This is a genomic window from Paenibacillus sp. 453mf (genome assembly GCF_900116105.1).
In the GTDB taxonomy this organism is placed as follows: Bacteria; Bacillota; Bacilli; order Paenibacillales; family Paenibacillaceae; genus Paenibacillus; species Paenibacillus provencensis.
The window spans coordinates 136,559-151,080 of record NZ_FPAC01000001.1 but is presented as its reverse complement, the minus strand read 5'-3'; the positions used below and the strand labels follow the sequence as shown (position 1 = coordinate 151,080).

Here is a 14,522-nt window from a genome sequence, read left to right as displayed (position 1 = left end):
CTTCCAACTCAAATATGAACAAATGCAGATAAGGAGGTAGCGTATGTCTTTTACTAACAAAATCGGGGTTATATCGGACAGTTTCCAAGCAGGGCTCAGAGGTGGTCTGGCAAAAGCCAAGGAGGTTGGCGCAGAGGGCGTGCAAATATATGCTGTATCCGGAGAAATGGTTCCTGAGAACTTAACAAGCACAGACCGCAAGCAGCTGCGCAGCTATATTGCCGACTTAGGACTCGAAATCTCGGCACTATGCGGAGATTTGGGTGGACATGGATTTCAGGATGCGGCTGTGAACCGGGAGAAGATCGAACGCTCGAAGCGTATTCTGGACCTTGCCGTCGAGCTGGGAACGGATGTCGTTACCACTCATATCGGCATCGTCCCTGATGATATAACTGGCTCTATTTACAGCACGATGCAGGAAGCCTGTGAAGAGCTGGGCGTATATGCGAAGAGCATGAATGCCTATTTTGCGATCGAGACCGGACCTGAACGCGCTGCCCATCTGAAGAGCTTCCTAGATTCCCTCAGTACAAACGGAGTGTCGGTCAACTTCGATCCTGCCAACATGGTAATGGTGACCGGCGACGATCCCGTGGAAGGCGTAAAGCTGCTTAAGGATTACATCGTTCATACGCATGTGAAGGACGGCAGGCAGATTCGGCCGATTGATCCCAAAGAAGTATACGGCTATCTCGGCTATGAAGGGATGACGCATGAGAAAATTGCGGAGATGGCCTCCTCCGGAGCGGCGTTTTTGGAAGTGCCGCTAGGTGAAGGCCAGGTTGATTTTGATGCCTATTTTGCTGCCTTACAGGAAATCGGCTACAAAGGCTATCTGACGATTGAGCGCGAGGTTGGCAACACACCGGAGGAAGATATTAAGAAGGCGGTTCAGTTTATTAAGAAGTTTAGGGGATATTGAGTTGTCTCCCTCTTCTCATTAACTGGTGAGGGAATAAGAAATAGGTCCGATACTGCGGATGCAGATGTCGGACCTTTTTTAATGGAATGGCGTTGGCTGGCTGCGCCGCTTTGATAACGAATGGTACGTTCGATCGTTCTTGGTACGAACGCTACCGCTTCTCTCCGTACCCCTTCGCTCTCTTTGCTTATGAGCCGACATCGTTCTCTAGACCCTCTGCAACTCTGTTCCTAACCATTTCAATCCTCATACACTGAGAAAAACACATCGTTAAGAATTGCTTTCGCTTTCTTTAAATTGCGTGAATTCAGTTTATTTAGCATCTCAATGACTTCGTTCATTTCCTCGGAAACCATTGCCATGCCTGGCTCTTCATTTGTAAGCAGCTCTCTCTGGCTGAGTTCGAGTGTTTCCTCATTTGTCTCCGTATGAATCCATGATGCATGCAGTGTTTCATGAAAAGCATTAACCAGAAATCTCAGCTCATCTTCGTTATATCGTTGCAAGAAACGATGGACTCCAAAATCGATTTTTTGATGTAGGGCTTCATGCAAACGATTAATTTCTCGGCCGAGTGATGTGGTTCGAAACAGAACTTCTTTTTTATTATCAGGAATATATTCGAAATTGATAATTTTCTTATCAGCCAGTCTTCTCGTGATTTTAGAGACATTCCCTTTTGAAAAGCCGAATTGCTTAGATATCGTTATCCCATTAACAGGCTCAAGCTTACCAATGGCACTCAACACATGCAGCATACTGACCGTCATATCTCTCATCAACTCTGCAATAGCAGGATTAGGACTATTCTGAATAAGCCACTGTTTTTCTTCGTCATCTTCTCCTTGGAATTTATGCAGTAGAGCATTCACTGTTCCAATCAATTCTTTTATAAGCAGATCCTTGTTTTGTTTTCCCAAATCGTATGTCATCTATTTTCCTCCGATGATGTTGGTTACTTAAAGCCAGTATATCAAGAAAAAACAAACCAATAAAGTTTCCTTGAAACAATATTGACAGAAACAACATAGTTCTTTAATATTGTTTCTAAGAAACTAAGAGTTTCCACGAAATAATAAATAGTTGCAAGCAGATAAAAAATAGGAGTGCACACTAAAATGACAATCAGCTCCACAGATCAGCATTATATCGACGTACTTATTGCTGGGGCAGGTCCTACCGGCTCCACGCTGGCTGCGGATTTACTCCGACGCGGCCTTCGCGTCCGTCTAGTTGACAAGGCAGCACATGCTTTCAAAGGCTCCCGTGCCAAGGGAGTTCAACCCCGTACTCAGGAGGTCTTTGAAGACCTTGGCGTACTTGAAGAAGCTCACAAGGAAGGCGGACCTTACCCGCTTGTAGGACTCCACATCGGACCGATCACTATACCGTGGCGTATGCAAAAGCAGAGCAAACCAACACCAGATGTGCCATATCCCAATATTCTTTTACTGTCACAGCATCGCACTAACGCCATCTTGCACCGCCTCCTCGAACGTCAAGGACTATGTATTGAGTTTGATACCTCGGTGGAAGATTTCAAACAAGATGCAGATGGGGTGACAGTTACTCTCTCTACAGGGGAACAAGTACGCAGCAGGTATCTGGTCGGGGCTGACGGGGGTTCAAGCACAGTTCGAAAAGTACTGGGTACGCGGTTCATCGGGGAGACCGATGACTCCGACCGTATGATCATTATCGATGGTACAATTGACGGTCTATCACGCAAGCGGTGGCATATGTGGCCACGAATTCAAGGCAAGTCCGTCGCAGCATGCCCATTACCCCACTCGAACCAGTTCCAGATTATGATCAAACTGTCACCGGACGAGACACCCGACCTTAACAATGCCGCGTTGGCTGCCTATTTTCGTAAGCTTACCGGTCTCAGGCTCTCTGACATCACCTGGAGCTCGGTATTCCGGCCAAACGTTCGGCTCGCTGAACACTATCGTTCAGGAAGAGTCTTTGTGGCAGGTGACGCCGCCCACGTTCACACTCCGGCTGGTGCGCAAGGTCTCAATACAGGGGTCCAGGACGCCTACAACCTTGGCTGGAAACTGAGCCAGGTCATAGCAGGTGCCCCCGAGAGCCTCCTTGACAGCTACGAGAACGAGCGACTGCCAGTTGCTGCATTCGTTCTCGGCAAATCCAATGAGCTCTACTCGGGGCTCAAGCAGCATCGTCTATCCAGCCTTAAGCGAGGAGACGATGAACGACAGCTGGGCATCACTTACCACGGCGGGGCACTTGCACCTGCCGATGCATCTGCCACCAAGACCCTCCGTGTTGGTGACCGAGCACCGGACTCATCTTGTATTGGTCCGGATGGGACGCGACGACTCTTTGACATCTATCAAGGGCCACACTTCACTCTGTTGGCCTTCGGTGCTAATGCCACCAAGGCACTTCACGAGCTGACCTGGCCATCAACAGGTGCGAAACTGCACCGCTACTTTGTAGGAACCAGTGACAGCGTTGATGACAATTGCATTATTGACAACACCGGAGATCTGAACAGGATCTACGGCATCACTGGCGACACGTTGGTATTGATCCGGCCAGATGGTTACATTGGAAGCATTATTACGGAAGACTGGCATGCAGCTTTCGACACCGCAGTCAAAAAACTTGCCCCGCCGGTATCAGTGGGGAATATATCGAGCCCTATATTCTCGAAATAACTAAAATCGAACTGGACGATTCAAGAGCACAAGACATTAGATATTAATCTGGAAGAGGAACTTTCTACAAGTGATTATATTTTATCAAGGTGGAGGATCCATGGAAATTCTATAGATTACAATAAAAGAAAGGTCCGATACTGCGGATGCAGATGTCGGACCTTCTTTATGCAATGCGTTGGAGGCTGTGCGGCTTCGATAGCGAAGGATACGCTCGATCGTTCTTGGTACGAACTACCGCTTCTCTCCGTACCCCTTCGCTCTCTTCGCTCATCAGCTTATTTTTCCACGAGTATATTTTCAGCCGCCTCAATCGCCTGAATTACTTTATCGCACCAAATATCAAATTCCTTATCCTCTTTTTGCAATTCTGGATGTGCAAGTATGTGTTGAACCGTTTCTTTAATTCCTTGATCAAGCCGAGTCGCAGCCACATAATCAGGGACCAGCCGCTTAAGCTTGGAATTATCAAACACGACGGAGTTGGCTTTATCTCCGAGCAGACTTCCTCTAAAGTCCTGGGTGCTGCACGCATCAAGAAACTCCGACGCCACATGAACGGCATTCAGCTTCACACCGAGGCTGTCGGCAATGATTTCATAGATCTGATTCCAAGTCACACTCTCATCCGAGGTAATATGCACAGCTTCTCCGATGGCATGAATATTTCCCATCAGACCGATAAAGCCCTTGGCAAAATCGCGATTATGGGTCATCGTCCAGAGGGATGTACCGTCTCCATGGATTATAACAGGCTTATTCTCAAGCATGCGTTTCGCAACCTGCCATGAACCTCCGCTGCCATGAACGCCAAGCGGAATTGATCTTTCATCGTACGTGTGGCTTGGTCTGACGATGGTTATCGGAAATCCATGATCCCGATACTGCTTGGTTAGATACTCTTCACACGCAATCTTGTTCCTGGAATACTCCCAATACGGATTTGACAGTGGAGTTCCTTCTGTAATGCGATAGTCCGATAAGGGTGTCTGATATGCTGAGGCTGAGCTGATAAACATATACTGTTTGGTTTTGTCCTTAAACAAGCGGTAATCCCGCTCCACATGCGATGGATGAAATGCAATAAAATCCGCCACGACATCAAACTGCAGATCCGAAATGAGCCTAGCAACCTGTTCTTCATCATTAATATCCCCTTGCAGAACAGTGGCTCCTGCTGCAAAGGCTTCATTCCGATTCCCTCGATTGAGCAGATACAGCTCACATCCTTGTTCGAGCAGCTGACGAGTGATCGCAGAACTAATGGTACCCGTGCCTCCAATAAAAAGCGCTTTCATGTTATCCACCTCCGCTAGATTATAACCGGGCGTTTGCTCCGTTTTTTATACTTCAATGAGAATATCATTTTTTCAATCAAGACTGTATTTCGACATTAGTCTTCGTTTCCCTTTTATCCTGCTCAATTTTTCATTTCCGTTTTATGACCAAGGTTCCAAATACATACATACTTACAGCTACACTGCTACAAACCTAAAAAGACATCCTGCAGGATGCCTCCTTTCAGCTCCGCTCCCGATGAATATAATCACTAAGCTGCTTGTAGATATCAATAATTTCTGTCATTGGCATTCGAACCAGCCCACTGGAGGAAGGGGCCACAAATTCGTGCATGCCTGTGAGAAAAGGCTCCGGCTGAAATCCCCAATCCGCCTTTGTTTTTTTGGCATACTGGGCATATACACCCTTGCCGACGAAGCAGGCGACTTCTGGTCTGTATTTTTCCAGCTTATTCTTCAGAAGAATTCTGCCTTCTGCATACTCCTTCTTCGTAATATCTTCAATGCCTTTCGTCGGTCTTGCTACGATATTGGTAAACCCGTAACCCAGCTTCAACAAATCCTGATCTTCCTGTGCTTGATACAGACGAGGTGTCAGACCTGCCTGATAAAGAATCCGGTAAAAATTGTTCCGCGGGTTTGCATAATGATGTCCGGTCTCCCCTGAACGTATGCTTGGATTAAAGCCGATAAATACGATCTGAAGCCCAGGCTCCAAGTGATCTAGAATTGCCTCCATATATAACAAGCTCCTTAGCTAAAAATTATACATTGATCTCTAGTAGATCGTCGGTCCAATTATTTGGTAAAGTAAATTCTATAATACACTACCCGAACGATGATACAAGAACCCAGGTTCCCACCATTTCCTTATACCCATGTAACGAAACAGGAGAAGGCAGTCATCTCTACATCTTATTATCGTAATGATCACTCCCATTCAAACTACAATCGCTGTACCTGACACATTGACCACAAATAAAATAATTGAAATGGAGGCTCGGTCAAATGGAAATAACTTCGATTCTGAATAAGGTTACAACCCTTCTATCCCATGTTCCTGGCATCGTAGGTATCGTTCTCGGCGGCTCCCGTGCGAGAGGAACCCATCATACGGATTCGGATATAGATATCGGCATTTATTATGATTTGCAGTCAGAATTTAGCATTGATGAGATCAATAAGGCTGTAAAGGATCTAAATGAAGAGCCCGTTGACCATCCCATTACGCCGATTGGAGGCTGGGGACCATGGGTCAATGCAGGAGGCTGGTTTGTTGTTGATGGCTGTCCTGTCGATTTGATTCTAAGAGATATGGAACGAGTGGAGCAAGTGATTCAGGATTGTCTTGCTGGCAAAATCAACGCGAACTATCAGCCTGGTCACCCTCATGCTTACATCAATGGGATGTATCTGGGTGAATTGGCTATTTCCCACGTATTACACGACCCAGAGCAACGATTAGCTTCGATTAAACAAAAAATAATTCCATATCCAACAGTTTATAAGCAGAGCATGATTGATTATTTTTCATTCGAAGCCTCATTCTCTCATACGTTTGTCCATAAGTATGCTGCTAAAGACGACAGCTATTATGTGATGGGTCACGTCTTCCGGAGCCTCTCCTGCTTGAACCAGATTCTATTTGCGATTAATGAAGAGCATTGCATCAATGAGAAGCGGGCCGTGCAGATGATTGAGGATTTTGACTTGAAGCCTGCTCATTATAAACAGCGTGTAGATGAGATTGTAGAGCTGCTCTCCCCAGATCCACATCAGCTGGCGCTTGCAGCCGCGAAGCTTCAAAGCTTGATCGAAGAAACCAATAAATTATAATGCAGGCATATGAGAACAGAAAAAGAATTAAACTTACGTCTCCACAGCTTCGCTAAAGTGCTATAATGTTACGAGTGTTTGAAAACATTCAGAAATGTTACATAACTTGATAGAAAGAAGCTGAAAACTTCATGATTGCTGACATCTTGCTGGAAGTGGTCCTGCCTGTATTTGTGTTGATTGCAGTCGGGTCACTGATGCAGCGTGCGTTCAATCTCGATCTCTACACACTTTCGAAGATTAATTTTTATTTTATTACACCTGCAGCCGTGTTTATGAGCATGTATCTATCCGAAATGTCCGGAAAGCTGCTCGGTACCATCGTTCTATTCTATTTTTTCTATGCATTCATTTTATATATTATGGGGTCCATCGTTTCCAAATCGTTTAAATTCAGCAAAGGCATGAAGGCTGCATTCAACAACAGTATCATGCTGGATAATGCCGGAAACTACGGAATGCCTATTAGTGCGCTCGTGTTCAAGGGAGATCCTATGGCTGCATCGGTTCAGGCCTTCATTATGTCGATGCAAAGCCTCCTGACCTTTACATACGGGGTACTGTCCATTCAAGGGGCAAAGCTAAAAGGGAATTATCGAAGTGTCATCATTGGTTTCTTAAAAATGCCAGTTCCTTACGCGCTTCTGCTCGGAATCCTGTGGAACGTACTTGATGCACCGCTGCCCACCTTTCTCTCCATGCCGCTCGATTATGCCAAAGATTCCATGGTAGCCGTTGCGCTCCTGACGCTTGGAGCACAGATTATGAAATATCCACTCCGGTTTGGCAGACTCAGCGTATACATCAGCATGATTATCCGTCTGCTTGCGGGTCCTGCCATCGGTATCACACTGGTATTTGCGCTTGGACTAGAAGGCATTACGGCTCAGGCATTAATTATTGCTTCTGGAATGCCAACAGGCGTTAACTCTTCCATTCTGGCGGAAGAATATCAGAACGAACCGGATTTTGCAGCACAGACCGTGCTTATCTCTACATTGTTTAATATCATCACTCTGATCGGACTTATCGCATTAGCTAAATCATTCGCATAAAACAAATAAGCCTGAGGCCAAATATATCGTTGGCTCAGGCTTATTCATTTTTAGAAAAAGGTAAGGATCTTGTATTGCTGCTTCATATAATAAGCATCCGTACAATCTAATAATCTAGTAGTCGCCCGTTATCCTTCCATCATGCCATATCCGCCATTAGTCCCTTGATAGGATACGACCGGGAAGCCTGCCGCACAGATCGCATCAATATCCCGATAAATGGTCCTTGGGGAGACTTCAAACTCTTCAGCCAGCGTGGAAGCTGACAAAATTTCGTGATTCAGCAGCTTGTAAATGATCGAGATCAGCCGCTCCAGTTTCATATGGTTACCTGCCTTACAGTTATTTTTGTACGCCAAATCTTTCTAATAGGAATGATCGATATTGTAACCTTTATCTGTGTAGAACTTAGCTCTATCAAAAAATAAACCAAAAGCTCTGAATTCTGGATCTGGCGTCCATTCACACACGTCGATAGAAATTAATTTATCCTTCGAATCAGGGAATCTATTATTATAATCCTGCACTGCACAATCTCGTCCAAAACAATATCTGGACGTTCACAGGTATGAACGAAGCCCCTCTTCATAATACTCCCAGTATTCCATTTCGTTCTCCCATCTAGATTTGTTAATAGAGTGACATATTTCGTTAGAAGCGTATCGCTAGGACGATACTTTCGCACACGCAGCAACCATGAGCCAGCTAAATGTTCTTTACTCCGAAGCACTCCCCTAACACCCAAGAGTGTCCGGCTTCTTCACACGCCGGACTTCTCCAAGCTGCCCCTTCCCAATCGAAGATGAGGAAGGGACGGGTCTGGGCTGGCTCCCCTTGCGTAGGGAGCGAAAAGTAATCGGGAGAAGCGTTAGCGTTCGTATTTGTACGGGAATGGCTTCCTTGTTACCTCTTCAATTCTATGCCATTCCCGGACAAGAACGATCGACGATACTTTCGCACACGCAGCAACCATGAGCCAGCCTACTAGCTCTATACTTCGTAGCATTACCATCACACCCAGAGTGTCCGGCTTCTTCACACGCCGGACTTCTCCATGCTGCCCCTTCCCAATCGAAGATGAGGAAGGGACGGGCCTGGGCTGGCTCCCCTTGCGGAGGGAGCGAAAAGTAATCGGGAGAAGCGTTAGCGCTCGTATTTGTCCGGGAATGGCTTCCTTGTTACCTCTTCAATTCTATGCCATTCCCGGACAAGAACGATCGGACGATACTTTCGCACACGCAGCAACCATGAGCCAGCTAAATGTTCTTTACTCCGAAGCACTCCCCTAACACCCAAGAGTGTCCGGCTTCTTCACACGCCGGACTTCTCCATGCTGCCCTTCCAATCGAAGATGAGGAAGGGACGGGTCTGGGCTGGCTCCCCTTGCGGAGGGAGCGAAAAGTAATCGGGAGAAGCGTAGCGCTCGTATTTGTCCAGGAATGGCTTCTTTGTTTAACTCTTCAATCCTATGCCATTCCCGGACAAGAACGATCGACGATACTTTCGCACACGCAGCAACCATGAGCCAGCCTACTAGCTCTATACTTCGTAGCATTACCATCACACCCAAGAGTGTCCGGCTTCTTCATATGCCGGACTTCTCCAAGCTGCCCTTCCCAATCGAAGATGAGGACGGGACGGGCCTGGGCTGGCTCCCCTTGCGGAGAGAGCGAAAAGTAATCGGGAGAAGCGTTAGCGTTCGTATTTGTACGGGAATGGCTTCCTTTGTTAACTCTTCAATCCTATGCCATTCCCGGACAAGAACGATCGGACGATACTTTCGCACACGCAGCAACCATGAGCCAGCCTAAGCTTTTAACGCTTTTAACACTCTTTAAGCTCTTCAAGCTCTTCTATCTCTTCACGCGTTTTACGCTCTTTACGTCTTTTACGCCTTTTACGCCTTTTACGCCTTTCACGCTTCTCAGCACCCATCAAACTGCCCGTCACTTACTCAACTTCCTCCCGCCGCAATAAATCCTCCCTCCTCCACGATCTGCTGACCTTCCTCACCTTGAAGCCACTTCACAATCTTCCGTGCGGCATGATCCTGCAGCAGATTCGACCGTGTTACAGCATACAGCTCAGCCGTATACGGATAGGCTCCAGAGTGGATCGTATCTCGATTGGGCATGACCCCATCCACCGTTAGGAATTTCACTTCTTCCTGGTGATACATCTCGCTCGCATAATAATGGAATGAGTACCCAATAGCATTCTCTTCATTGTTGTACGCTGCCACCCGGTCAATCAAGCCTCCCATCAGGCTGACCTTCTGCTCCTTCGGCACCTCACTGAGAACGGCATCTGCCATAACTCCTTGCTCCATAAAAGTCTGACTGCCTGAATTGGCATCTCGCTGCAGGGCCAGAATGGGTTCATTCTTACCTCCAACCTCACTCCAGTTCGTAATGAACCCGCCATAAATATCCTGAATCTGCTCGGAAGACAAGCCGTTTACCGGGTTCTTCTGATTTACGAGAAAAATAAAGGCATCCTTCCCCACGGGATGAAGTTCGAGCTCTATCCCATTTTTGGTTGCTGTTGAGATCTCATCTTCAGAAGGGCCTGCCACAAAGATGAGATCCGCCCGGCCCTCAATAAGGTTAAGATAGGCCTCATGGGTTGTGTTAAACCGGGTATCGTCCGCTGCCCTTAGCTGGTTAACACCGGTTAATTCACTCTTCAGCTTCTCAGCAAAAGGAATAGCAGCGGTCGCACCATCAATCCGTGGATACTGATGGACGGTATAGCTGCCCTTTGGAACTACCATAGAAATCAGCAGCGCAAGAACACCAAGTACAGGAAACGCCCCCCATACGAGCATTCGAGTACGATTCTTCACGCCCACCATAATTCTCCCTTGCAGCACTACACCAAGCATGATACTAATACTCGGGACAAGCGCCACAACTAACGTGACCGCAGTCATCCCCGCACCATAAGCAGATAATACTTTCAAGACTGGATTTGCCCAGTATTGGTTTAGTGAATACCACATCCAGGACGAGCTCCACAGCTCCCTCGCATCTCCATCTGACAGCTGCATCCCCAGCCCCCAATAATAAAGAGCGAATCCTAGCAGCGGTATAATCGACAGTAGTATTATTCGCGGATACGCACCTGTATCTCTGGATACATACGAACCAAAACTCACAAACACGGTAACCATCAAATAGAAATAAACCGCCGCAATCAGAAACACGCCAAGATCAGGGACTTGATGATGTAACAGCAGCTTTCCTGCCGGAACACCCACAATTCCCCCGAAAAAGAATGAGAGCACGACATACATTAAGCAGAATATTATGCTTTTTCTAAACCAAACTCCCCATTTGGAGGATACAACTTCCCCCCTATTTGTTGCTCCATTTTTATCTGACACTCAAATGCCCCCTTCTTTCTCTACGGTAAACCGTCTGTAAAACCCACAGTACCTTTCTTACAATAAACGTAACTTCAAATAAAAAGCTGTACTGCAGCTTCTCTATTATAAGTGATAAAATATCATTGCAAACCACAAAATGACAAAATCTAAACAACACGAATTTACATTGCTGAACTGTACAGGGAAATGGTATGATGCAAATGCACACTATTCCAACTAAATTAGTAGGTTATATTAGTAGGTTATTTATGTTCTTTTTAAAGTATGAATGCTACGACAATGGATACTGAGGATCTATCCTTCTGTCGTTTTTTTGTTTAGGTAGACTACGGAGGAGGCATATTCATGAAAAAGAAAACACGTTCCACGATGGCTATGATTACCTTGGCTCTGTCTCTGGTCGTCAGCGCATGCGGAAGCGACAACGGCAGCTCGGAAGGCGGTAAAGTAAAGATCAGCTTTATCCATTGGAACAGCGAAGCCGCTGTATGGAACGAGCTTATCAGTGAATTCGAGAGCGAGAATCCTAATATTGACGTGACCATGCAGACCTTCCCTTCCGAGCAGTATCAAACGACAGCCCAAGCCAAGCTAATGGATGGATCGGTCGGTGATGTGTTCGCTTCCTTCCCCGGAGCCCAGTTTGAATCCATTCTGAGAGCTGGACTTTACACCGATCTGACGGGTGAGGCCTTTGTAGATAACTACAAGCAGGACCTCATTGAGTCGGGTGCAAAGGATGGCAAGCAATATGCTCTTCCTTACAACCTGATTTATAATGTCCCGGTATATAATGCTGGACTCTTTGAACAATACGGCCTTACACCGCCAACGGATTGGGAAGGCTTTCTCGCACTCTGCGAGAAGCTGAAGAGCGAGGGCATTATCCCGATTGCATTCCCTGGAGCAGATATCGGTCCCGGTCAATTTATGAACCCGATGATGATGAATAACGCACCTGATGAAGAAATCTTCGCCAAGCTTGAATCCGGAGAAGCGAAGCTGACAGATGAATGGTGGGTTAAGACGCTTGCTCAGTTCAAGGAGTTAAATGATAAGGGCTACTTCCAGGAAGGTGCGCTAGGAACAAACACGGATGGTGCGATCGCCCTTATGGCTCAGCAAAAAGCGGCCATGATTGCAACAGGCTCGTATTCCATGTCTGCCATTCTTGCAGGTAACCCTGAGCTAGAACTGAACCTGCTTGCACCGATCACAGTGTCTGCAGACGAAGCAATATATGAAGGCATTCATACAACGACGTTCATGCTTGGCGTAAACAGTAAATCGAAGCATCCTGAAGAAGCCAAGAAATTCCTTGCATTCCTAAGTACGGCAGAAGCAGCAGGCAAGGTAGCTAACGAAACGGATCAGGATGTTCCTGTCAAAGACATTGAATATACGTCGCCTGCTCTGACAGCTATTAGTGACTGGAGTACGAAAAATACCCGTTTCCAGCCTCGTTACCTCATTACCAATATTGAGATTCAAAAAGCGGTAACAAGCTCGATTCAGGAAGTCATGTCAGGAATTACACCGGAGAAGGCTGCTGAGAATGCCCAAGCCATTGTTGACCAGCAGTTGAACCTGTAATTATGGGTGTACGCAAATCGATTTACTGGTTTTTCGTACCCGGCCTGCTCTTGTATCTCGTGTTTTTTATTTATCCCACCTTGCAAGGACTTTACTACTCCTTCACAGATTGGGACGGCATGTCGGATACGATGAACTTTGTAGGGCTCAGCAACTATGTCAATGTCGCAGAAAACACCATTTTTCACAAAGCCATCGGCAACAATTTGAAGTTCATGTTCAGTGTCGTGATTGTGCAGACGCTTGTATCGCTCGTTCTAGCGCTTCTGCTCGTCCGCAATTCCAAAGCCAACATCGGTCTGCGGGCGCTGTATTTCTTCCCGACGATTCTATCCTCAGCGGCAGTTGGCTTTATCGGAACTTATATCTATGATCCGAATCTCGGGCTTCTCAATGAAGTGCTGAATCGCATTGGCTTGTCCTTCCTTGCTAACAACTGGCTGGGCGATCCTTCCATCGCGATTTATTCCGTTGCAGGCATCCAGGCATGGGCACATATCGGACAGATGGTTATTCTGTTCGTGGCCGGCCTGCACGGGATTCCGGAAGAAATTAATGAAGCAGCCAGACTTGATGGCGGTAACCGCTGGCAAATATTCCGATTCGTAACATGGCCTCTGCTCGCACCGGCAGCTACACTGGTAATCGCCTACACAACGATTCAATCATTCAAGGCGTTTGATCTGATCTATGTCATGACCCGCGGGGGCCCGGCTTACTCTACAGAGATCTTATCGACGTATATTTATTCTTCTGCTTATCAGAATTATAACTTCGGGCATGCTTCGGCAGCATCGATCTATTTCCTAGCTATAATCGCACTGGTCACATTCCTGCAGTTCAAAGCCATCCGTTCAGACCGTGCAACGTAAGCTCCAGTCTCTAGCATGTGAAAGGAGGATGAAATTCCTTGTTTGCTCGTACGCTCGGCAAGCTGCTGCTCACTCTATACGCAATTATTATTCTGCTTCCGCTGCTTGTTGTCGTTATGGCAACGATGAAGGACCAGCAGCAATTTTATATGAATCCGATCGGAGTGCCTTCCTCCTTCTCGCTGGATAATTATATTCACCTGTTTCAAAGCCAGCCGATGCTGATGTATTTCAGCAACAGCGTCATCGTCTCGTTCTCAACGGTCGCTGTGCTGCTTGTTCTCGCCAGTATGATTTCGTTCGGACTGTACCGTCTTAAGAATAAAATTTCGAAAACGATACTGCTCCTCTTCGTCATTGGTCTCATGGTGCCTTCGCAGGTCAACATGATTCCGATTCACTCCTTCCTTCGGGATCTGGGGCTGACGAACAGCCGAATCGGTCTCATCCTCGTCTCCGTATCGGTACTTATGCCGCTGTCCGTCTTCATGATCAACGGCTTCATGAAATCATTGCCTAGAGAAGTATTTGAGTCCGCCAGTATCGATGGGGCTGGAGAGTCACGCATGTATCTCCAGATTGCGATGCCGCTATCGGTCCCCTATCTTGCAGCGACGGCTACTTTCCTGTTCGTCTCTGTGTGGAACGAGCTGCTGTTCCCGCTCCTGCTGATTACGGACCAATCGAAGATGACACTTCCACTGGCACTGCTGCAGTTCCAGGGAGAGTATTCTACGAATTATCCTGGACTCTTGTCAGGGGTAGTCATTATATCGCTGCCTATGCTGCTCATGTTCTTGTTCCTGCAGCGCTTCTTCATATCAGGGGTGACCGCAGGCTCTCTCAAAGGTTAAGCAAACACACAAAAGGA

General features: G+C 46.8%; 14 protein-coding genes and 1 pseudogene. 7 read left to right on the top strand and 8 right to left on the bottom strand.

Annotated elements, in window-relative coordinates; translation table 11 throughout:
• Window positions 1-43 precede the first annotated feature (43 nt).
• Window positions 44-925, top strand: coding sequence for a sugar phosphate isomerase/epimerase family protein (locus BM415_RS00645; RefSeq protein ID WP_091153507.1), 882 nt, complete (start codon window positions 44-46; stop codon window positions 923-925).
• A gap of 239 nt (window positions 926-1,164) precedes the next feature.
• On the opposite strand, the gene BM415_RS00640 is transcribed toward BM415_RS00645, so the two are convergent.
• Window positions 1,165-1,857: a MarR family transcriptional regulator gene (locus BM415_RS00640; protein WP_091153505.1), complete on the bottom strand. Its 693-nt coding sequence runs from the start codon at window positions 1,855-1,857 to the stop codon at window positions 1,165-1,167.
• Window positions 1,858-2,043: 186 nt separating this feature from the next.
• On the opposite strand from BM415_RS00640, the gene BM415_RS00635 reads away from it, so the two are divergent.
• Entirely contained in the window at window positions 2,044-3,609 is a 1,566-nt protein-coding gene (locus BM415_RS00635; RefSeq protein ID WP_091153503.1) for an FAD-dependent monooxygenase, read from the top strand.
• Window positions 3,610-3,887: 278 nt separating this feature from the next.
• On the opposite strand, the gene BM415_RS00630 is transcribed toward BM415_RS00635, so the two are convergent.
• Entirely contained in the window at window positions 3,888-4,907 is a 1,020-nt protein-coding gene (locus tag BM415_RS00630) for an SDR family oxidoreductase (protein ID WP_091153501.1), read from the bottom strand.
• 223 nt (window positions 4,908-5,130) lie between these two features.
• The gene (locus BM415_RS00625; RefSeq protein WP_091153499.1) at window positions 5,131-5,646 is read right to left on the bottom strand and encodes a mismatch-specific DNA-glycosylase; all 516 of its coding nucleotides are present in this window, start codon (window positions 5,644-5,646) and stop codon (window positions 5,131-5,133) included.
• 269 nt (window positions 5,647-5,915) lie between these two features.
• Here BM415_RS00625 and BM415_RS00620 point away from each other — a divergent pair, with 269 nt between their 5' ends.
• Window positions 5,916-6,743 carry a nucleotidyltransferase domain-containing protein gene (locus tag BM415_RS00620; RefSeq protein WP_091153497.1) on the top strand — a complete coding sequence of 276 codons (828 nt, stop codon included), beginning with the start codon at window positions 5,916-5,918 and terminating at the stop codon, window positions 6,741-6,743.
• 131 nt (window positions 6,744-6,874) lie between these two features.
• Window positions 6,875-7,798, top strand: a complete 924-nt coding sequence (locus tag BM415_RS00615; RefSeq protein ID WP_091153495.1) for an AEC family transporter — start codon at window positions 6,875-6,877, stop codon at window positions 7,796-7,798.
• 131 nt (window positions 7,799-7,929) lie between these two features.
• Here BM415_RS00615 and BM415_RS00610 read toward each other — a convergent pair.
• The 5 genes and pseudogenes from BM415_RS00610 to BM415_RS00605 all read right to left on the bottom strand — a co-directional run.
• Window positions 7,930-8,121, bottom strand: a pseudogene (locus tag BM415_RS00610) (HTH domain-containing protein); the annotation flags it as partial.
• Between the two features lie 545 nt (window positions 8,122-8,666).
• A complete protein-coding gene (locus tag BM415_RS24910) occupies window positions 8,667-8,837 on the bottom strand; it encodes a hypothetical protein (protein ID WP_170862323.1) in 171 nt (56 codons plus the stop codon).
• 246 nt (window positions 8,838-9,083) lie between these two features.
• On the bottom strand, window positions 9,084-9,353 hold the full coding sequence (locus BM415_RS24610) for a hypothetical protein (protein WP_139236931.1): 270 nt from the start codon (window positions 9,351-9,353) through the stop codon (window positions 9,084-9,086).
• A gap of 269 nt (window positions 9,354-9,622) precedes the next feature.
• Window positions 9,623-9,748, bottom strand: a complete 126-nt coding sequence (locus tag BM415_RS25735; RefSeq protein ID WP_280142835.1) for a hypothetical protein — start codon at window positions 9,746-9,748, stop codon at window positions 9,623-9,625.
• A gap of 4 nt (window positions 9,749-9,752) precedes the next feature.
• Window positions 9,753-11,183: a PstS family phosphate ABC transporter substrate-binding protein gene (locus BM415_RS00605; protein WP_091153493.1), complete on the bottom strand. Its 1,431-nt coding sequence runs from the start codon at window positions 11,181-11,183 to the stop codon at window positions 9,753-9,755.
• Between the two features lie 348 nt (window positions 11,184-11,531).
• On the opposite strand from BM415_RS00605, the gene BM415_RS00600 reads away from it, so the two are divergent.
• The 3 genes from BM415_RS00600 to BM415_RS00590 are packed head-to-tail and all read left to right on the top strand — an operon-like array spanning window position 11,532 to window position 14,505.
• Window positions 11,532-12,779, top strand: coding sequence for an ABC transporter substrate-binding protein (locus BM415_RS00600; protein ID WP_091153490.1), 1,248 nt, complete (start codon window positions 11,532-11,534; stop codon window positions 12,777-12,779).
• Between the two features lie 2 nt (window positions 12,780-12,781).
• Window positions 12,782-13,651, top strand: a complete 870-nt coding sequence (locus BM415_RS00595; RefSeq protein WP_091153488.1) for a carbohydrate ABC transporter permease — start codon at window positions 12,782-12,784, stop codon at window positions 13,649-13,651.
• 38 nt (window positions 13,652-13,689) lie between these two features.
• Entirely contained in the window at window positions 13,690-14,505 is an 816-nt protein-coding gene (locus BM415_RS00590) for a carbohydrate ABC transporter permease (RefSeq protein ID WP_091153487.1), read from the top strand.
• Window positions 14,506-14,522: the final 17 nt, after the last annotated feature.

Excerpts from the sequence above, each read along its gene's own strand:
- BM415_RS00645 (WP_091153507.1), top strand. The coding sequence starts at position 44 with ATGTCTTTTACTAACAAAATCGGGGTTATATCGGACAGTTTCCAAGCA.
- BM415_RS00640 (WP_091153505.1), bottom strand. The coding sequence starts at position 1,857 with ATGACATACGATTTGGGAAAACAAAACAAGGATCTGCTTATAAAAGAA.
- BM415_RS00635 (WP_091153503.1), top strand. The coding sequence starts at position 2,044 with ATGACAATCAGCTCCACAGATCAGCATTATATCGACGTACTTATTGCT.
- BM415_RS00630 (WP_091153501.1), bottom strand. The coding sequence starts at position 4,907 with ATGAAAGCGCTTTTTATTGGAGGCACGGGTACCATTAGTTCTGCGATC.
- BM415_RS00625 (WP_091153499.1), bottom strand. The coding sequence starts at position 5,646 with ATGGAGGCAATTCTAGATCACTTGGAGCCTGGGCTTCAGATCGTATTT.
- BM415_RS00620 (WP_091153497.1), top strand. The coding sequence starts at position 5,916 with ATGGAAATAACTTCGATTCTGAATAAGGTTACAACCCTTCTATCCCAT.
- BM415_RS00615 (WP_091153495.1), top strand. The coding sequence starts at position 6,875 with ATGATTGCTGACATCTTGCTGGAAGTGGTCCTGCCTGTATTTGTGTTG.
- BM415_RS24610 (WP_139236931.1), bottom strand. The coding sequence starts at position 9,353 with ATGCTACGAAGTATAGAGCTAGTAGGCTGGCTCATGGTTGCTGCGTGT.
- BM415_RS00600 (WP_091153490.1), top strand. The coding sequence starts at position 11,532 with ATGAAAAAGAAAACACGTTCCACGATGGCTATGATTACCTTGGCTCTG.
- BM415_RS00595 (WP_091153488.1), top strand. The coding sequence starts at position 12,782 with ATGGGTGTACGCAAATCGATTTACTGGTTTTTCGTACCCGGCCTGCTC.